At 53.2% G+C, this 20,044-nt stretch carries 14 protein-coding genes and 1 tRNA gene; 10 read left to right on the forward strand and 5 right to left on the reverse strand.

Annotated features, from left to right (window positions below):
• Window positions 1–385: 385 nt before the first annotated feature.
• The gene (locus tag ACP7BN_RS20305) at window positions 386–2,305 is read right to left on the reverse strand and encodes an alkaline phosphatase D family protein (RefSeq protein WP_426205801.1); all 1,920 of its coding nucleotides are present in this window, start codon (window positions 2,303–2,305) and stop codon (window positions 386–388) included.
• A gap of 193 nt (window positions 2,306–2,498) precedes the next feature.
• Between ACP7BN_RS20305 and ACP7BN_RS20310 the strand changes: the two genes are divergently transcribed.
• Window positions 2,499–3,254 carry a hypothetical protein gene (locus ACP7BN_RS20310; RefSeq protein WP_426205802.1) on the forward strand — a complete coding sequence of 252 codons (756 nt, stop codon included), beginning with the start codon at window positions 2,499–2,501 and terminating at the stop codon, window positions 3,252–3,254.
• Between the two features lie 34 nt (window positions 3,255–3,288).
• Here ACP7BN_RS20310 and ACP7BN_RS20315 read toward each other — a convergent pair whose 3' ends face one another.
• Together ACP7BN_RS20315 and ACP7BN_RS20320 are read right to left on the reverse strand one after the other, a co-directional pair.
• Window positions 3,289–3,618, reverse strand: a complete 330-nt coding sequence (locus ACP7BN_RS20315; RefSeq protein WP_426205803.1) for a hypothetical protein — start codon at window positions 3,616–3,618, stop codon at window positions 3,289–3,291.
• Between the two features lie 97 nt (window positions 3,619–3,715).
• A complete protein-coding gene (locus ACP7BN_RS20320; protein ID WP_426205804.1) occupies window positions 3,716–4,498 on the reverse strand; it encodes a helix-turn-helix domain-containing protein in 783 nt (260 codons plus the stop codon).
• Window positions 4,499–4,617: 119 nt separating this feature from the next.
• Between ACP7BN_RS20320 and ACP7BN_RS20325 the strand changes: the two genes are divergently transcribed.
• The 3 genes from ACP7BN_RS20325 (at window position 4,618) to ACP7BN_RS20335 (ending at window position 12,641) form a co-directional block, all read left to right on the forward strand.
• A complete protein-coding gene (locus ACP7BN_RS20325) occupies window positions 4,618–5,502 on the forward strand; it encodes an EamA family transporter (RefSeq protein ID WP_426205816.1) in 885 nt (294 codons plus the stop codon).
• 601 nt (window positions 5,503–6,103) lie between these two features.
• On the forward strand, window positions 6,104–10,735 hold the full coding sequence (locus tag ACP7BN_RS20330; protein WP_426205805.1) for an esterase/lipase family protein: 4,632 nt from the start codon (window positions 6,104–6,106) through the stop codon (window positions 10,733–10,735).
• Window positions 10,725–12,641, forward strand: a complete 1,917-nt coding sequence (locus tag ACP7BN_RS20335; RefSeq protein WP_426205806.1) for a hypothetical protein — start codon at window positions 10,725–10,727, stop codon at window positions 12,639–12,641. The genes ACP7BN_RS20330 and ACP7BN_RS20335 overlap by 11 nt, the downstream gene beginning before the upstream one ends.
• A gap of 340 nt (window positions 12,642–12,981) precedes the next feature.
• Here ACP7BN_RS20335 and ACP7BN_RS20340 read toward each other — a convergent pair whose 3' ends face one another.
• Window positions 12,982–13,434 (reverse strand): hypothetical protein, encoded by a 453-nt coding sequence (locus ACP7BN_RS20340; protein WP_426205807.1) that lies wholly within the window; start codon window positions 13,432–13,434, stop codon window positions 12,982–12,984.
• 120 nt (window positions 13,435–13,554) lie between these two features.
• Window positions 13,555–13,639, reverse strand: a tRNA-Leu gene (locus ACP7BN_RS20345).
• Window positions 13,640–13,746: 107 nt separating this feature from the next.
• Here ACP7BN_RS20345 and queA point away from each other — a divergent pair.
• The 6 genes from queA to ACP7BN_RS20375 all read left to right on the forward strand — a co-directional run bounded on the left by queA (window position 13,747) and on the right by ACP7BN_RS20375 (window position 19,850).
• Window positions 13,747–14,811 (forward strand): tRNA preQ1(34) S-adenosylmethionine ribosyltransferase-isomerase QueA, encoded by a 1,065-nt coding sequence (gene queA, locus ACP7BN_RS20350; RefSeq protein WP_426205808.1) that lies wholly within the window; start codon window positions 13,747–13,749, stop codon window positions 14,809–14,811.
• A 14-nt stretch (window positions 14,812–14,825) separates the two neighbouring features.
• On the forward strand, window positions 14,826–15,941 hold the full coding sequence (tgt, locus tag ACP7BN_RS20355) for a tRNA guanosine(34) transglycosylase Tgt (protein ID WP_426205817.1): 1,116 nt from the start codon (window positions 14,826–14,828) through the stop codon (window positions 15,939–15,941).
• Window positions 15,942–15,984: 43 nt separating this feature from the next.
• On the forward strand, window positions 15,985–16,323 hold the full coding sequence (yajC, locus tag ACP7BN_RS20360; protein WP_003227923.1) for a preprotein translocase subunit YajC: 339 nt from the start codon (window positions 15,985–15,987) through the stop codon (window positions 16,321–16,323).
• 65 nt (window positions 16,324–16,388) lie between these two features.
• Window positions 16,389–18,257: a protein translocase subunit SecD gene (gene secD / locus ACP7BN_RS20365; RefSeq protein ID WP_426205809.1), complete on the forward strand. Its 1,869-nt coding sequence runs from the start codon at window positions 16,389–16,391 to the stop codon at window positions 18,255–18,257.
• Between the two features lie 9 nt (window positions 18,258–18,266).
• Complete coding sequence (secF, locus tag ACP7BN_RS20370; protein ID WP_426205810.1) at window positions 18,267–19,181, forward strand: protein translocase subunit SecF; 915 nt, start codon at window positions 18,267–18,269, stop codon at window positions 19,179–19,181.
• Window positions 19,182–19,301: 120 nt separating this feature from the next.
• The gene (locus ACP7BN_RS20375; RefSeq protein WP_420650560.1) at window positions 19,302–19,850 is read left to right on the forward strand and encodes a glycine zipper 2TM domain-containing protein; all 549 of its coding nucleotides are present in this window, start codon (window positions 19,302–19,304) and stop codon (window positions 19,848–19,850) included.
• Window positions 19,851–20,044 lie beyond the last annotated feature (194 nt).

The following is a 20,044-nucleotide window of genomic DNA, read 5'->3' on the forward strand; positions in this document are numbered from 1 at the left end:
CTTCAGACACATGCCTGACGACGGTATTACCTGCACGCAATTGGGCAATTGATCTGATCAGTCGCTGCGCATTGGCTGGAGAGCGAAGCAGATATGCGGTCTCATCCAGTTCGTGGTTCTGATCAGCCCTCGGCATAGGGGGTGTGTCTTTTTCGACACGATCTACTGTTCCGGTCAAATGCATGTGGGCAAGGGTGCCAGTTACGGTTGGCTTGCTGGAGTCCATGAAAAGGCGATACCTAGCGTGATTGATGCGCAAACGGGTCATCTGCGCTGCACTAAGTATCGCTGAACTCTGTTCGAGACGTTTCTGAGACGTCTGTAATCCCGTTCCTAGAAAACTGACGTCCGGGGGCGCGCTTGCAAGCATTCTGTAGGAGGCGTCCTACTCCGGATAATCCGACAAATCCGGTGCGAGCATCCGGGTCTTCGGGGCGCCGTTCGAGTTGTGCTGATAGATCTCGCGCGGCTGCCCTTGCTCATTGAAAAACACCTGGCCAATCCCCGCCGAATTCCACAGTCGCTCACCCGCTTCAGCATGTTCCGGCACATACGGCACGATGCGCATGAGTCTGCGTTTGGTCAGCCAGTTGAGCGGTGAACGTGGCGAGTAGAGCCAGCGGTTGAGGCGGTCGAACCATTCGAGCAGGGTCTTGGGGAATTCGTTCTTGATGCCGCTGCTGGTGACTTGCCAGATGCGCGGGCCGGCCTTGCGGTGTCGGATAAGCACTTCGTAGACGAAGGAATAATGCACATCGCCGGACAGCACCACGTAATTCCCCGGTGTACGCGTGTGTCGGAAAATGTTCAGGATCACCTGCGCTGCGCCGCGATGGGCCATCCAGTTTTCCGCGTCGACCAGCAGTGGAAAGCCACACCAACTGAATATCCGCTGCACGGTTTCGATCAGCTTCACGCCGAAGATCGGCGCCGGGGACACAATGATCGCCGAGGGGTGATCGAGCAGTTCCTGTTGCAGTTCGCTCAGGGCTTCCCAGTCGAGCAATCCCGACGGTTGTTTGAGCGCCATCTCGCTGCGCCAGCGCCGGGTGCGAGTGTCGATCACCACCAGCGCCGGGCTGGTCGGCAACACGAAGTGCCAGTGTTGAAAACGCAGCAATTCATCGATCAGAGCGTCCTGCACCGGGCTGTCTAAATAGCGGTCGTCGCCGCTGGCGCTGAGGCCTTGGGTCTTCTCCAAAAGAACGTCGAAGGCATCAGGATTATTTCCCCAGCCCTGACACAACATATAGGCGATCAGCGCGTTGCCGATGATGCGCTTGGAGAACGGATGGCCGTAGGCGGTTTCCTCCCATTGCGCGGACAGATTCCAGTCATCGGTGATGTCGTGGTCGTCGAAAATCATCAGGCTCGGCAGATGCGCCAAGGCCCGCGCGACGTTGCCCAAGCCTGCGGTGAAGGCATTGATCCGAGTCTGTTCGAGGGCATAACGCTTGGCGCGCTCGGGCGTGAGCACCGGCGGTTGCGGCTCGATCAGCGTCCACGGCGTCGGCGACCACACCAGCATGTACATCGCCATCACTTCGGCAAATGTCACCAGGTGATTGTCGGCACTGCTGCTGGTGAAAATCGGCTTACGCGCGCCACCGAAAAATCGCTCGCGCAATGTCTCGTTGCTCTCAAGCGCCGGTAACAAATCCGCACGGTGGTAATAGCTGGCCGGGTGTTCGTAGAGCTTGGCGCTGTCGCTGACCACTGCGCCTTCGAGATATTCTTCGAACAGCCCGAGACGTTCGGTCAGCGCATGAATCGCGCGCAGCGTCGGCCCGGCGACATCGTCGGCGTAGACCTGATCGCCGCTCATCATCAACAGCGCGGGGCGTTGTTGCGGATCGGTTTCGGCCGACAACAGTTGATCGACGCACAGCAAGCCATCGGCTGCCGGGTGATGCGGTTTACGGCAGGAGCCGTGCAGCAGTTGATCGATGCGCGAGCGAATCACGAAATTCGGGCAGATGGCATCGGCGTAGAGCAAGTGCGCAGCCCAATCGGCGATCCCGGTTTTGCCGTCGATCAGCAAGTCATAGTCGATGCGCGTGTCGCAGGGCAGGGCGCTTTCGAGAACGACATCAATCAGATGCACGAACGCGCGGGCGCCTACAGGAATGACCGTGCATTTCGTCTCGTCGAGAGGAATATCTCCCACACCTTGCAGGCGCAAAGTCAGCGACAACGGGCGAGTGCCCACCAGCCACATCACGCAGCGCGCAGGTTCCAGTCGGCGCAGCAGCGGGCCGGCCAAAACCGGTGGCAACGGGTTCAATTCATCAAGCGGTCGGGACATTCAGGGTCAAGGCTCTGGGCGCGCAGGCCGGCGATGATAGCGCAGCCGGCGCCCATTGCCCTTAAGCGAGGCTTAAGATTCGCTTTTCTTCAACTTCAGATCGAGCCGGTTGAAGTCCTCCAGCGAAAGTGGACAGCCAGATATCAAAATAGTAGCTTCGCGCCACTTTCTTCATCTGCGTAACGGACTACACATGCCTACCGTTTCTTCTGTCTCACGCCTGCTCGGCGCGTTCCTCCTCGCCATCGTAATGACCCCGGCGCTTGCCGACCGGGATGAAACCCCGGAGGTCGCCTGGAAGGGATACCTCTCCGATTGTGAGCGTTTTCAGCAAGTAGTGAACAACGTTCAAAACGGGACCATGACTGCCAGGGAAGCGATGGTCCGCGTCGATAACTTGAATCAAACTGTTTTCGCCCATCACGAGCAACTCGCCCAGGCAAGCCTTGCCTCTCCAGAGTATGCCCGTTGCAAAAACGTCATTGCCCAAGCGACCGAGATCTGGCACAACGAACATTACGTCCAGGACAAAGAGATTCTACAGCAAGCCTTCGCGGCACAGGCCGAGCATTTGGAGTCCCCGCAGTACAAGCGCGCCCGCGCTCTGGGCTTTAGCGACGTCGGCGAACTCGGCAAGCTCAAGGAACTCGCCCGGGATTCGGAAACGGATGGTGAAGCATATCTGAAGACGTTGATGATTACGGTCGACTGGGGCTGCGGCCGACATTTCCGCGCTGTGCGCTACGTCAAACCCTATGTGATCTACACCGCCCATCCCGATGAGGGCAGCTGCGCAATCTATAGAGAGGTCGCGGTGCTGGGTGGAGAACTGGTGGAGAGGGGCGAGACCATCGATCAGGAAGCGGTTTTTCAATACGTGGGATGGAAGAAGCTGGAAGGCCCTGGTGGGTTTCCCATCGACATTCGAGTGGTAAAAGTGCGGGAGTAATCCGAAGGGCTGTTTCTTCAGATCGCGCGTCTGATTACAGAATGTCCTTCAAATAACCTTTGAGCGCGAGGAGCGGCGCATCCAGCTGCTCCATCGTCTGCGCGTGGCTGAGCTCGGCGGTCAAGCGTTGCAGCTCACGCCCGAGCGGCTTGTCTACACCCCCCAAGGCGCTCAGCGCCAGACTCAGGCATTCATTCAGCTTGAGCTGAATTGTCTCGACATCGCCACGGCGCACCAGCAACTCGAAAACGTCGCGGTCGTAATCACCCATCACCAGATCATCGCGCAGAATCGGGCTCAGGCCTTCTTCCTCGTAAGCGAGTTTCAGGCAGAACAGGGCGACGGCTTCCAGTGACAATTGCATGGTGCAAATCCTTCGGGAGTTAGGGTTTGGAGCACGGGATCAAAAGATTCGGGCCGCGATTGTAGGAACGTGGCTGGGCTTTTTCCAACCCGATGTTTCAAAGCCCGTTTTTTGAGAAGTATCGACTGGGCGCATCACCCAGCACACGCCGGAAAACACTGGTGAAAGCGCTGGGGCTGCTGTAACCCAGATCGGTCGCGACGCGCGTGATTGACTCGCCGTTGCCCAGCCGTACGACGGCCATCAACAGGCACGCCTGCTGACGCCATTCGACGAAACTGATACCGGTCTGTTGGCGAAACAGTCGGGTGAAGGTACGGCGGCTCATGCCGACTTGCCGGCACATGTCGTCAATGCCGATTTCCAGCGACGGTTGTTCGAGCAATCTGCGACAGGCCTGCACCACCCGTGGCTCGCTCGGCAGCGGCGCATTCAGCGACAGCGGCGGCATGTCGGCGATTTCATGCAGCAGCAAGCTCATTAGATGACCGTCACGCTGCTGCTCGGCATACAGCGCCGGCAAGTCAATCGCGCGGATCAGCAACTGCCGCAGCAATGTCGAAACGCCAAACACCTGACAATGCGCTGGCAGACCAACTCGTTCAACAGCGCTGCTGCGGATGTAAGTGTTGAGCATGGTCACCGGCCCATTCATGCTCATCTCATGCGGCACGCCCGCCGGCACCCAGATTGCCCGCTGTGGTGGCACCACCCAATTGCCCTGATCGGTGAACACGGTAATCACCCCGCAAGCCGCATAGGCAAATTGCCCGCGTTGATGCGTATGCAGCACAAAGTGCTGACCATCTCGATAGTCATTGGCCGTAACTACCGCATCGCGGGGGATATTTTCGTGAAGATCCAGTTCAGTTTCGCGCATGGCCCGAATTTAATGATGTGTGACCTGATAGTGCAAGCGAGCCAGTGCACTGATTGCCCATAGTGACGGCTTGGTTGGCGCACACAGCCGCCGACCCTCACATCTGGAATCAGAGCGCGATGCAAAAGAAACACTTGGCCTTGGCCATATTGGTGACGGCAATCTGGGGACTGAATTTTCCCATTACCAAACTGGGACTGGCCGCGGTTGATCCTCTGTTATTGACGGCGTTGCGCTTTACTCTGGCGGCGTTGCCTTGGGTGTTTTTTGTGCAGCGACCAGCGATCGCCATCGGTTGGTTGGCGGCGTATGGATTGATCTTCGGCGTCGCAATGTGGGCGCTGATCAACCTCGGCATCGAAATGGGCGTGCCGCCAGGAACCGCCGCGCTGTTAATTCAGTTCAGTGCTTTTTTCACTTTGGGTTGGGGCGTCTTGCTGTTTCGCGAACGCCTGAGTCTTGGGCAAATCGCAGGCGTTGTACTTGCAGCACTTGGCTTGATCAGCATCATCGTCGCCAGCCCCGGTCACGCGGCAACTGTCGGCTACGGATTGTTGTTGGTGAGCGCATTCAGCTGGAGCGTCGGTAACGTCATCATTAAGCGGTCGAAAGTGCGCGAGATGTTTGCCTTCGTAGTATGGGCCAGCCTGTTTCCACCGATCCCGTTACTGATCCTCACTTGGCTCGCGCATGGAACAGCACCGTTTACCAATCTGGTCACGCAATTCGAATGGATGGCCGTGTTCTCGCTGTTGTTCCAGGTCTACGCGGCAACGCTGTTCTGTTACTGGGGCTGGAACCTGTTGCTGCGCGAGTACCCGGTGTCGAAGGTTGCGCCGCTTTCGTTGTTGATTCCGGTGTTTGGGATTGGCGGATCTGTGCTGATGCTTGGGCACAGAGTCGACGTCAGTGAAGGGCTTTCGATTGGGTTGATTCTGGCGGCGTTGGTTGTGGGGATGGTGAAGGGGCGGGGGAGATTGGGTAGGAAGGTGGCGGTCAGTTGAATGCGCCGGTCACTTTTCTACAGACGAAAAAAAGGCCTTGCTAAGCAAGACCTTTCTTGATTTTGGTGCCCGAGGGAGACTCGTGCGTCCTATATAATCCGTGGCTTGCAGCAGAATTATACGTGATGGGATACATCTGGGGATACAAGGCGTGCGCTACTTTGCTTATGTCATCTCGATTCAGGTTTCGAGTTCTCGCTAAGATATCTGCGTCAGATTTTCTATCTGTAGGTTGGTCCCATTGCTCCAAGGGCTCTGTTCACAAAGCGTTGGACAGTGTGCGATTCCCGCCAGTACCGTTCTTCTCCGCGTCGAAGCTGATTCGGCTGTCTCAAGATCCCGGCACTCCCAAGAGGGCTACACATGCTCAAGCGATCATGCCCTATCTTACTCACAGATGTGCTCCCTTGTCCGGCATTCAGCAGCATAGGAACTGCTACGATCATCCGGTAGGAGAACATTGATAATAAGCAGACGCGTACCTGAGACGCGTCCGAATTTTAGAAAGAGCCGCCAGCGAGCCATCAAGAATGGTTACCGCTTAGCTCTGTGACTAGCTCAATTTGAGCATCGGGAGGATGATCTGGCAGAGTTATTAGAATTGTCGGATAGCTATGATGGAGTAACTACCCATGTAATTTTTTTTCACGGTTTGGACGGTGATAAAGAAAAAACATGGCTCTCCAGTAGCGAACCAACTGAGCTGTGGCCGCGTTGGTTAGGTGCGGACTACGCCAACGTCGGTATTTGGAGCGTGGGCTATGAGTCATCTGCAACAAAATGGTGGGGCGGCAGCATGCACCTACCAGACCGAGCGGAGAATGTTTTACCTCTGATTTTAGCTGAGCGCCGGCTCCAAGATGGAAACTTGATTCTTATTGGGCACAGTCTCGGCGGACTTGTAATAAAACAACTTTTAAGAATCGCTCAGCGGGATGCATCAAATAACCTCAAAGCTGAGTCTTTTTTGCATCGTGTGAGGCGTGTCGTATTTCTTGGTACGCCGCATTTTGGTGCGAGTTTGGCACAACTAGCAAAACTATTAAGCCCAATCATCAGACGTTCCTCGTCTACTCGAGCTCTCGAGCGAAATGATCCAAATTTGCGTGATCTGAATAACTGGTACAGAAAATTTTGCATTGATAGCGATCTAGAAAATTTGGTACTCGTAGAAACTAAATCGGTACGAATTCTAGGAGTGAGATTGCCGGAATTTTTAGGGCAAGTTGTACGTCCGGATAGCTCTGACCCAGGAGTAAATGCCACAGCTATTCCAGTAGATGCAGACCACATTCAAATTGCTAAACCTGCCACTAGAAGCTCAGAGATTTACATTCATATCGGAGAGTTTGTCAGTCGGGAATTTACGAGGCAACATAAAGACTTCTTGATCGAAAAAAATTTAAGGGTGCAGACAGCGGCTCTTGAAGATCTCTCTAATAAATCTGAAGTGCATACTAAAGCAATCGAGGAAGTGGGGAAAATAATAAGCTCCGTTGAGCGTATTGTATCTACAAGCTCTATAGTGAGTGGAACATCAAAAATCGTCGATAATGAAGCTTGTGAGCGCCTCGAAATTATTGCGAAATCAAGGTTGTTTTTAGAGTATGAGTCAGGGTTGGAATCGAAAAAACTAGCGGAGAGTTTACGGTTAGGAGATCTTAGTGGAGTTTCGGTGCCAATAAAGACACGAGTGTTTAGTTGGTGTGCCCGCTTCATATCTGTGTCTGATATAGAGTATGCGCGTGATCTAATAGACGAAGTTAGTAGTACAGATGCTATTGATGAAACAAAAATTACGAAAGCTTTTATAGCAGGGCAGACGGGGGATCTACTGTCGGCTTTAGCACTCTTGGATGATTTAAAAACTCCGACGTCAAGATCGGCGGCTCTAATCTTGATGCGCAATATTCGTGGTGCCTCTGAGGCATTAAAATGGACTGAGGACTCAGAAGTTTGTTTGGGTGATCTTGATTCAGATGGCAAATTCTTTTTAGTTCAAAGCCTCGTCGAGTGTGACTGTTGGGATGAAGCCTTGAAACTTGTTGAAAGGCTCTCTGAAGAAGACCACCTTTCTACGCCAGCTCTTGCATATTTGTCTGCGATTGTTTATTTGGCTCAAGCAGTGCCCGCAGAGTTGAGGGCGTTGGTATATCAAACCCCTCCTTTCGAGGCGCGCACGTTTCCACTGGCAGGGGACCAACAGGCGCTACAATTCAGGCGAAAGTCACTGAGTTATTTTGAAGGTGTTGCTCGCAGTGCGGCTAGCTTGAATCTCAATTCGATGGCGGAAATAGCAAGTGATAGTGCTTTGTGGCTTGCTCTTAGAGATGTTCAGCGTTATGAACTAGCTAGACGAGAACTTGAACAAAGTATGAGTGATCGAGGTGCGTCTTTGAGACGTTTACCCCTCGCGATGCAGTTTGGTCTAAATATCGATGTCCCCGCTGTAGAGCGGGAAATTGAGCGCAGAACTGCTTTAAGCGGAGGTAAATCATCCGACGCCGCAGTTGCAAGGTTTGCTTTGGCATTTAAACAAAATAGCCCAAGGGCTGTTGCCTCATATATCGATCGTCATAGATCTCAATTGATTGGTCATTTAAATTACAAAACCGTCGCGTTTCTCGAGATTGAAATGTTAATTCGATCTGGTCAAAAAACCGCTGCCGAGGAACGGTTAAGAGAAGTAATAGAAGCTGGTGTATCAGATCTCGAAAGAAAGAGAATTGAAAGGCTAGTCTTCGAAGCGTCTGATTCCGACCTGATTTCACAACGCGTTGCTTTGTATGAGTCTAGTAAATCCATTACAGACTTACATAATGTGGTGTCATTATTAGAGGAGCAGCAAGACTGGGGAGGATTAGTAAATTACGCTAGCGAAATATTTGTTCTCACTCGCGATATAAAAGATGCGCAGCGTTACGCGCGGGCACTTTACAATGCTGGAAAGGTCGATGAAGCTTTAGGGTTTTGTACTGAATATTCTATATTTTTAGAGCAGTCAGAAGAATTACAGCGAATTCGTTGCTGGAGTCTTTATGAAAAGGGGCGTTTCGTTGAGGCGCGTGATGCTCTACACCAGCTCAAAAAAAGATTTAACGAAGATGAGCAGAGAAGTCTAACGATTAGTATTGCGGTAGCGTCTGGTGACTGGGATTCACTTCAAGTCAATGTCGAGGAAGAGTGGAGGACTAGGGAAACTCGCTCCGCCATGGACTTAATTCGTGCGGCAAAACTTGCCCAGCTTATAGCATCTCCTCGGCTAAAAGAGTTGGTGTTCGAAGCAGCTCGAAAAGGGGAGGGCGATCCGCAAATACTAATAGCGTGTTACGGGATTTCAACTGAATGTGGGTGGGAGGAAGGAGATCTCGCGTTTGGGTGGATGCAGACTGCCAGTGAGCTATCGGATAAAGACGGGCCTGTTCTTAAAATGTCTCTACAAGAGGTGATGGATAGGCAGCCAGATTGGGAGGAGCAAACAGGGCAAGCATATAAGAAAATGGTCGAAGGCGATATTCCAATATTTGTAGCAGCTAGGCTTCATAATAAAAATCTACTCAATTTTTATCTAGCATTAGCGCTCAATAACCTAGACCAGGTTGATGCAAGAAAACGGAGCGTGATTTTTTCGTTTTCAGGATCTAGACCAACGGTCACGGTTACTCCTGACCGCATCGCTATGGACGTCACTGCACTATTAACTTTAGAGCTAATTGGAGTGCTGGATTCGGTCCTCAGTTCCTTTAGCGTTGTAATGATTGCTCATGGAACATTGAAATGGCTATTTGATGAGAGGCGTAGCCTGTCATTTCATCAGCCCAGTAAAGTCCGAGAGGCTCACGAACTTAAGCAATTAATAGCTGCGGGAACAATTAAACATTTCGAGACTACCATGAAAGCGTCGACTGCAATCTCTTCGGAGGTTGGGGAGGGGCTAGCGTCAATGTTGGCTGTTGCATCTGATGGACTTTCTAGCACTGTCCCGCAACGCCTTGTGGTTCACCCTGGTCCTGTACATCGAATCGGTAGTCTAGTAATGGAGGAAGCGGATCTATCGGACTTTTCAGCGTGCCTTTGTAATTGTCAGGCTGTAATCGAAAAGCTGATAGAACGTGGTGTCCTAACGGCAGCAGAGGCGCAAGTTGCAAAAGATTTTCTGTCTCCTCGTGAGCACACGTGGCCTCAATCACCTGTGATAGCTGATTCTGCTCATTTATATTTAGATGATCTTGCGGTTTCCTACTTTCAGCATTTGAAGTTACTGCCAAAACTCTCTCGGTCAGGCCTTACTGTGTATGTCTCACCGCGTGAGGTTTCTGAGTCTGATGAGTTGATTAGTTATGAGAAGCAAGCTTTGGTTTCTATCTCGGTACTTGAAAATCTTAGGTTGAGAATTAGGGATGGAATTGTTTCTGGAAGAATCGTGGTGGGTTCACTTTCTCGAGATTCCGAAACTGAAGACGAAAAATCAATGCGTGACCACCCCTGTCTCGATGTCCTGAAGTTAATAAATGTTGTGGATGCGATCGTTTCCGACGATAGGTATATAAATAAATTTCTTGCCTTTGAGCAAAGTGGTGTTTCACATCATGTGCTTACAACAGTTGACATTTTGTACAATCTTTCCTCTCGTGGAGTATTGACTGATATTGAAGTTTCAGAGCTCAAAACTCAGTTGCGTCGTATGGGCATGGCATTAGTTCCTGTGGATGCGTTTGAGTTGAAGCACCATTTGCTGCAGTCAAAAATTGTAGATGGCCAAGTAATAGAGAATGCCGGATTAAAAGCGCTTAGAGAATCGGTGCTCAGGATTGCAATGTCTGACATTCTGCAGCTCCCTAAAGAGTTTCCTTGGCTACATGGCATATTTCAAGAGAGTTATAATGCGATGAGAGAGCTCTGGTATGAAGGCGCAGAACTAAGCATCTCCATAGCTCGATCAAATTGGCTTTTTAATTTGTTGGATATAAGAAAGTGGTCACATCGGTTTTCAGTCGCTGGTTTGGACGTCAAAAGTCAGTTTGAAGCGCAGCTAATGGCTCTTATGGTTGTTCCAAACCATCAATCTTCATTTGTTCGGAAGAACTATTCGGATTGGCTGGAGGGGAGAATATTAAGGCAGCTTAAGGAAGAGGATCCAGTTCTCTTTAGTAGTTTAATAGAGCAGGCCTCCGTAGTTATTGAACATGGGCTCAAGCAGCAATATGATAACGAGGTGAGCGATGCGCAGTGAAGAAAGCGGGTCCTTAATGTTTCAAGCGGCGTTGAGTCTGTTTCCTGAAGTCATAAGTAATTCGGTTTTAGATGACCCGCAGTTGACTCAGCGTTTTGGTATTGAAACTTCCTCCCAACTCTCGTTCGGCGATTTGGATTTCTCGTTTGATAGTAAGGATTTCTTCCGTAGTGTTTCCTATATTATGTCTGAGTTGGGGGCTAAGTCAGTTCTGAACGACTCAAATGGCAACGAGTGGGTGCTGAGTGTCGAAGCTGATAAAAGTGGTATATTTACATTGCTAGTGCATGGTGAAAAAAAAGCCAGACTTCCTTATTTTTGGCCGCTTTCTCCTAACGCTGTCATACGTGCTTCAGAGTTTGATAAAGAAGCTAGATTAACTAATCTAAGAGGTTCAGCTCTAACTCATTGGAAGGAAAAAATATCCGTCGCACCTTTAGATCTCGATAGTCTTGATGCGTTTAGAAAGGATCTGTCATTAACTCCAAAACGCTTTGCGGAATCTCTAGCAGCGAAATTACGTCGGGACGATTGTAATATTACCGATCTCATTCCTCGGGAGACTGCATATTATGAGGCGTTAGTAGGTTCACCTCCGCAAGTCGAAGATCTCTCCAGCTACGTTCTGGAGAACAAAGTTTTTATGGCTCAACTTTTGGAATGGGAGTGTGTACCTGGATTGGAATTTGCTTTGCTGCTTTCAGGTCATTCGCAGTTGATTTCAAATATTGACTTGGCTGGTTGGGGGTTGGAAGATTTTTTCTCCGTGTTGAAATTTGTTAAGAGTAAGGGGGACGTCTTTTCTAAGGTTGGTGTGATAGAGTTGGGCCTCGCGAACATTAATAAATGGCCGGAGATTCAACCGTACCTATTGGATTTGTTCGATGAGTTGATTAATGATGATCCGCTCGATCCATGCGGGCGATTTGCGTTAGTTTCGTCGCTTGTTGTTTTGGTGGTAGGTGAGTTGTCTAGGACTAAAATCTTTAAAGATAGGCCACCGTTTTGGATACGCCTCGCTGCAATAGCGCATGCGTCTCACATTGAAAGAGTGTATCTAGCTACCCACACAATGCCAGAAGATTTTCAAAGCTGGGTTTTTGAAACTCGAGGAATGCATTTTTTCATGCAGTCTCTTTTAGATATGCGGCTAGAACCTAGATGGCAACCGGATTTCATTTCACCGACACAGCTCAAATTTGAGTTGCTCGGTAGGGCGGTAAACGCATTAAATCTAAGGCGGGACAGTATTACGCTGCCGGAATTATTTGATTTGTCAAAGGTGGATGCTGAAGGGAGAGTTAGTTTTCTAAAATTTCCTGAATCATTTCTACCTGGTCCTTTGGAAGGCGGGGTTGCATCCATATTAGATATGCCTCAGGAGATCCTAAAAGGCTTGGAGTGTCAGCTTAAGTCTGATGTTATCAATATTGACTCCTTCAATTCCCTAGTTAATAGTTCGTTGATTTTTAATATTACTATCGATCATGCGCGTCTTGCTGCTACAGCTCTTCGAAAAGTTAAATACCAACTCGAGCAGTCAGGAAGTACTAATAATTTTTTTGCATTAATAAGTGGCTTGGCTACTGTTGCTGCAGTGACTAGAAGTGAGGAACTTGCAGCTGAAGTCCGAATATTGAGCAGAGTCACAAGGAGGCGTAAGGATTTAGCTATATCGGCAGTGGAGGAGTTAAGAATAGCTCTAATAGCTGCTGCTTCAATATCAAGCATTGAGGGGTGGTCTGTGTTTTTGGGTGATTGGTTAACAGAAGTGTCTTATGAGGTAGAGGCAGGTGAACAGTCCGCTTATTTGTTAACTAGTCTGAAGATTATTTTGGGCCTCATGCCGGAGCTTTCAGCTACATGCTCTAAAGCCGAGGCGTCATTGTATATCAGCTCTCACTGATTCTTAGTAAGGTCGTCAGTGATCAGCTTATTTAGAATGTTATTTAATAAGACGGACATTCCGTCTGATGTTTTAGCTAGAGGAAACCTGCGAGTCTGATAACCCGTGTAGGGGCCCCCCCTTAGGGAGGACCCGTAAAATCTGCCGCTACAGCTCCTTCGCCTGGGACGAATCGGACACAACAATCGGGAGATCTGGAGCTATCCGCCGCGTCCGTTAGCGCTGAAGGTTCACCCCGTGAAAAGGGGCGAGGGGAACGCTAACGCTTAGGTAGCGAAAAAGCGGTGTTCCATGTGTTCCATGTGTTCCAAAAACGCCGGAGACCACGGAATACGTGGCTTTAAGAGGTGGAACTCGAAATGCAAATAACCGGAACACCGGTTAAGTGGAACACGTTTGGTGTTCCGCGATTGGTGATCCGGTTACGGATGGAGAGCATCGCCGTAGGTATCGGCGATGCGGTGAATCTGGCAGCTAGCAATTGCTCCATGGTCAGTGCGTAGGCTTTCTCGCTGACTGTCTTCCCGCTGATGCACGCAGGGCCGTGCGGGGTTTGCAATTGTACGTAGAGCTCACTCATCGAGCTTGTCCAACCCAGCGCTTTCTCGGTGGCTTCCAGGTGTGCTGCGACGGCGGCAAATTCCAGAGCGGCCTTGTCCAAGCAGTCAGCCCACATAATGCGCGCTACCCGTAGCTGCCGCTGGCGGAGATCTTTCAGAACCTCTTTGATCTCTGTGATTTCCGCGTCGAGCTTTTCAACTTCATTTTTCAAAGCCTGTGCAGTGGTTGCCACAATTCGCCGTGGACAGCGCTGCCAAGGCTAGGCGCAGCGCTTTCTCCGCACGTGCAGTTTGGCTACCACTTTCCTCCAGACGAAAAAAAAGGCCTTGCTAAGCAAGACCTTTCTTAATTTTGGTGCCCCGAGGGAGACTCGAACTCCCACTCCTTTCGAAAACGGATTTTGAATCCGCCGCGTCTACCAATTCCGCCATCAGGGCTCAATGGCGGCGAAGTATAGAGATGAGATTACCGTCGGTCAATCAGGTACATAGAGAATTTTCACTATTTCGGCTAGACTTCCGGCCCCTGCTAGACGAACCCCATCATGCGCGTTGCTGACTTTACTTTCGAACTCCCTGATTCGCTGATCGCCCGCCACCCTTTGGCCGAGCGTCGCGGTAGTCGCCTGTTGACCCTCGATGGGGTCAGCGGCGCCCTGGCACACCGTCAATTTACTGATCTGCTGGAGCATTTGCGCCCGGGCGATTTGATGGTGTTCAACAATACCCGGGTGATTCCGGCGCGCCTGTTCGGGCAGAAGGAGTCTGGCGGCAAGCTGGAAATCCTCATCGAACGCGTGCTCGATACCCATCGCGTGTTGGCGCATGTGCGTTCCAGCAAATCGCCGAAGCCGGGTTCGAAGATTCTCATCGATGGCGGTGGTGAAGCAGAAATGCTTGCCCGCCACGATGCGTTGTTCGAGTTGGGCTTCAGCGAAGAAGTGCTGCCGTTGCTCGACCGCGTCGGGCACATGCCGTTGCCTCCTTATATAGACCGCCCGGACGAAGGCTCGGATCGCGAGCGTTATCAGACCGTGTACGCCGAGAAGCTCGGTGCGGTGGCGGCGCCGACGGCGGGGCTGCATTTCGATCAGGTGCTGCTGGAAGCGATTGCCGCCAAAGGCGTCGAGACCGCGTTCGTCACGCTGCACGTTGGCGCCGGTACGTTCCAGCCTGTGCGCGTCGAAAAACTTGAAGATCACCACATGCACACCGAGTGGCTGGAAGTCGGCCAGGACGTGGTCGATGCGGTCGCCGCGTGCCGTGCGCGCGGTGGTCGGGTGATTGCCGTGGGCACCACCAGCGTGCGCTCGCTGGAAAGTGCCGCGCGCGATGGCGTGCTCAAGCCGTTCAGTGGCGACACCGATATCTTTATCTTCCCGGGCCGCCCGTTTCATGTGGTCGATGCCTTGGTGACCAACTTCCATTTGCCCGAATCCACACTGTTGATGCTGGTTTCGGCGTTCGCCGGTTATCCCGAAACCATGGCCGCCTATAAAGCCGCCGTCGAAAATGGATACCGCTTTTTCAGCTACGGTGATGCGATGTTCATCACCCGCAATCCCGCGCCGACTGCCCCTAGTGAATCGGACCCAGAGGAAACAGTATGAGTCGCACCTGTCGTATGTCGTTCGAGCTGCTTGCCACCGATGGCAAGGCTCGCCGTGGTCGCCTGACCTTCCCGCGTGGCACCGTCGAGACCCCGGCTTTCATGCCGGTGGGTACTTACGGCACGGTCAAGGGCATGTTGCCGCGTGACATCGTCGCCACCGGCGCAGAAATGATTCTGGGCAACACCTTCCACCTGTGGCTGCGCCCGGGCACCGAAGTGATCAAGGGCCACGGCGACCTGCATGATTTCATGCAGTGGAAAGGCCCGATCCTGACCGACTCCGGTGGTTTCCAGGTGTTCAGCCTTGGCGCGATGCGCAAGATCAAAGAAGAGGGCGTAACCTTCGCCTCGCCGGTCGATGGCTCGAAAGTCTTCATGGGTCCGGAAGAATCGATGCAGGTTCAGCGCGATTTGGGTTCGGACGTCGTGATGATTTTCGACGAATGCACGCCGTACCCGGCTGACGAAGACGTCGCCCGTGTGTCGATGGAGCTGTCGTTGCGTTGGGCGGAGCGTTCGAAGAATGCCCACGGCGAGAATACCGCTGCACTGTTCGGCATCGTTCAGGGCGGCATGCACCAGGATCTGCGCAAGCGCTCGCTGGAAGGCCTCGACAAGATCGGCTTTGATGGCCTGGCCATTGGCGGTCTGTCGGTGGGCGAACCGAAACACGAGATGATCAAGGTGCTGGATTATCTGCCGGGCCTGATGCCGGCTGACAAACCTCGTTACCTTATGGGCGTTGGCAAACCGGAAGATCTGGTTGAGGGTGTGCGCCGCGGTGTGGACATGTTCGATTGCGTGATGCCAACCCGTAATGCCCGCAATGGGCATCTGTTCATTGATACCGGCGTGCTGAAGATCCGTAACGCGTTCCATCGCCATGATGATTCGCCGCTGGATCCGACCTGCGATTGCTATACCTGCCAGAACTTCTCGCGCGCTTATCTGCATCATCTGGACAAGTGCGGCGAAATGCTCGGCAGCATGCTCAATACCATCCACAATTTGCGCCATTATCAGGTGCTCATGGCTGGTTTGCGCGAGGCTATTCAACAGGGTACATTGGCCGCCTTTGTCGATGCCTTCTACGCCAAACGCGGGCTCCCCGTTCCGCCTTTGGACTGAGTTTTCTGACCCCAAGATTCAACATTTGCAACTGGAGTGCTAAATGAGCTTTTTTATCTCTAACGCCATGGCTGACGCTGCTGCACCGGCAGCTGCCGGCCCAATGGGCGGCGGCTTCGAGTGGATTTTCCTGGTCGGCTTCCTGGTCATCTTCTACCTGATGATCTGGCGTCCACAGGCCAAGCGCGCCAAAGAGCAGAAGAACCTGCTGAGCAGTCTTGCGAAGGGCGACGAAGTGGTCACCACCGGCGGCATCGCCGGCAAGATCACCAAAGTGGCCGATGACTTCGTGGTTCTGGAAGTTTCCGACACCGTGGAAATGAAGTTCCAGAAAGGCGCCATCGCTGCCACGCTGCCAAAAGGCACGCTGAAAGCGATCTAAAGGTTTCAACTTCTACTCAATCGACGGGGCGCGCAAGGCGCCCCGCGTTCATAACGGGCGGCGTGATGCTGAACAAATACCCTCTGTGGAAATACATTCTGATCCTGGCGGTGCTGGCGGTCGGTCTGATTTATTCCGCTCCCAATCTGTATCCTGATGACCCGGCCATTCAGATCAGCGGCGCCAGCACGGCTCTGAAAGTCAATCAGGCCGATCTGGATCGCGTAAGTACTGCGCTGAAAGAATCCGGGATCAACGTCAAGGCTTCGAGCCTGGCGGCCAACGGCAAGGGCGGTCTGATCCGTCTGACCAAGGCTGAAGACCAGTTGCCGGCCAAAGACGTTGTACGCAAGGCGCTGGGTGATGACTACGTTGTCGCACTGAACCTGGCTCAGACCACCCCGCAATGGCTGCGCAGCCTCGGCGCGCACCCGATGAAACTGGGTCTGGACTTGTCCGGTGGTGTGCACTTCCTGCTCGAAGTGGACATGGACAAAGCGCTTGATGCGCGCCTGAAAGTCTACGAAGGCGACGTCAAGAGCCTGCTGCGCAAAGAGAAACTGCGTTATCGCAGCCTGCCGCAACTGGGCGGTGCCATTCAGTTGGGCTTCAGCGATGAAGATTCCCGCGAGCAGGCCCGTGCACTGATCCGCAAGAGCTTCAACGATTTCGACATTGTTCCGGCCGATCTCAACGGTCAACCGGTGCTGCGTCTGGCGATGACCCCGGCCAAGCTGGCGGAAATCCGTGAATACTCCATCAAGCAGAACTTGACCACGGTACGTAACCGCGTCAACGAGCTGGGTGTTGCCGAACCGATCGTCCAGCGTCAGGGTGCCAACCGTATCGTGGTTGAGCTGCCGGGCGTGCAGGACACTGCCGAAGCCAAGCGTATCCTCGGCAAGACGGCCAACCTTGAATTCCGTCTGGCCGCTGAGCCCGGCGCTTCGAAAGCCACTTCCGAAAGCTTCGAGTTCCGTGAAGGCAACCGTCCTCCGGCGCAGATCGAACGTGGTCTGATCATCACCGGTGACCAGGTTACCGACGCCAAGGCCGGTTTTGGCGAGCACGGCACGCCTGAAGTGAACATCCGTCTGGATGGTCACGGTGGCGAACTGATGAGCCGCGCAACCCGCAGCAACGTCGGTCGCAGCATGGCGGTGATCTTCATCGAGCAGCGTCCGGTTACCACTTACACCAAGCAAGTGGTCAACGGCGTCGAGAAAGATGTCGCGGTGCAAACCTTCAAAGAAGAGAAGAAGATCATCAGCCTGGCGACCATTCAGTCGCCGCTCGGTGCTCAGTTCCGCATCACTGGCCTGAACGGCCAGGGCGAATCGTCCGAACTGGCGCTGCTGCTGCGTGCCGGTGGTCTGGCGGCGCCGATGTACTTCGCTGAAGAGCGCACCATTGGCCCGAGCCTGGGTGCCGACAACATCACCAAAGGTATCGATGCATCGCTGTGGGGCATGCTGTTTGTCTCGCTGTTCATCATCGCCATCTACCGCTTCTTCGGTGTCATTGCCACGGTCGCGCTGTCGGTGAACATGGTGCTGCTGCTGGCGCTGATGTCGCTGCTGGGTGCAACGCTGACCCTGCCGGGTATCGCCGGTATCGTGCTGACCATGGGTATGGCGGTCGACGCCAACGTGCTGATCTTCTCGCGGATCCGTGAAGAGATCGCCGCCGGCATGACCGTGCAGCGTGCAATCAACGAAGGCTTCGGCCGGGCATTCACCGCGATTCTCGACGCCAACCTGACTACGTTGCTGGTTGGCGGGATTCTCTTTGCGATGGGCACCGGCCCGGTCAAAGGTTTCGCAGTGACCATGTCCCTCGGGATCTTTACCTCGATGTTCACGGCCATCATGGTGACCCGCGCAATGGTCAACCTGATCTTCGGCGGACGTGACTTCAAGAAGTTGTGGATTTAAGGGGCTGCCATGTTACGTACAATCAACTTCATGGGCGTTCGCAACTTCGCGTTCGGCGTCACAGTATTTCTCACCGTGCTGGCCTTGTTCAGTGTTGCCACCAAGGGCATGAACTGGGGTCTGGACTTCACCGGCGGTACGCTCATCGAGCTGACCTACGAGCGTCCGGCCGATGTCACCAAGGTGCGTGAGCAATTGGCGACCTCGGGTTACCACGAAGCCATCGTGCAGAGCTTCGGTGCGACTACCGATCTGCTGGTGCGGATGCCGGGTGAAGATCCGCAGTTGGGGCATCAGGTGGCGGAAGCGCTGCTGAAAGTCGGCGGCGACAACCCGGCGATGGTCAAGCGTGTCGAGTTCGTCGGGCCGCAGGTCGGTGAAGAACTGCGCGATCAGGGCGGCCTCGGCATGCTGCTGGCGCTCGGTGGCATCCTGATCTACCTGGCTTTCCGCTTTCAGTGGAAGTTCGCGGTCGGCGCCATTGTTTCGCTGATCCACGACGTGATCGTGACCATCGGTATCCTGTCGTTCTTCCAGATCACCTTCGACCTGACGGTACTGGCGGCGGTACTGGCGATCATCGGTTACTCGCTGAACGACACCATCGTGGTATTCGACCGGGTGCGTGAGAACTTCCGCGTGCTGCGCAAGGCTACGTTGATCGAGAACATCAATATCTCGACCACCCAGACCCTGTTGCGCACCATGGCGACTTCGATCTCCACCTTGCTGGCGATCGCGGCGCTGCTGTTCTTCGGCGGTGACAACCTGTTCGGCTTCTCCATCGCGCTGTTCATCGGTGTGCTGGCGGGTACTTACTCGTCGATCTACATCGCCAACGTGGTGCTGATCTGGCTGAACCTGACGACCGAAGACCTGATTCCACCGGCTAACACCGAGAAGGAAGTCGACGACCTTCCATAACGGTCGTCGTTTTCCCGGCTATCAGCTAAAAAAGGCGCGAGTTGAACTCGCGCCTTTTTTTATGCTCCAAGGCTGGGAGAAGCGCGGGCGCGTCCCGCATGTGATGGTCAGGAGGTTCATGTGAACAAGTCGTTGCTGGTTGGTGCGGTATTGGGTGCTGTCGGTGTGACTGCCGGGGGTGCTGTTGCCACCTACAGCCTGGTTAAAAGCGGCCCTGAGTATGCGCAAGTGTTGGCCGTTGAACCGGTGAAGACACAAATCAAGACGCCACGTGAAGTGTGCAAGGATGTCGCAGTGACCCGGCAGGCGCCGGTCAAGGATCAACACCAGATTCTCGGTACCGCGATTGGTGCCGTAGCGGGTGGTTTGCTGGGTAACCAGATTGGCGGCGGCACCGGCAAGAAGATTGCCACGGTGGCCGGTGCGGTCGGTGGCGGTTACGCCGGCAATAAGGTGCAGGAAGGCATGCAGAATCGCGACACCTACACCACCACGCAAACCCGTTGCAATACGGTGAACGACATCAGCGACAAGGTCGTTGGCTATGACGTTCGTTATTCGCTGGATGGCAAGGAAGGCAAAGTGCGCATGGATCGTGATCCGGGCAACCAGATACCGGTCGACAAGGAAGGCAAACTGGTTCTGTCGCAGAATGAGCCAGCCCAGTAATCTGCTGATCGCTTAAAGAGAAGCACCCTTCGGGGTGCTTTTTTTGTGCTCGGTTTTTTCGGTTTCAGCAATTCGCAGTGTCTAGTCCTGAAATAGGTTTACACCTTTTTCACTCTAACGCCCGATGCACCGCATCGGGCGTTTTGTATTTCAGAGACAGGTGCGGTCGCTCTTGGTTGTAGATCGTAATTGCC

It is taken from the genome of Pseudomonas sp. TWP3-1 (assembly GCF_049896625.1).
Taxonomy (GTDB): Bacteria; Pseudomonadota; Gammaproteobacteria; order Pseudomonadales; family Pseudomonadaceae; genus Aquipseudomonas.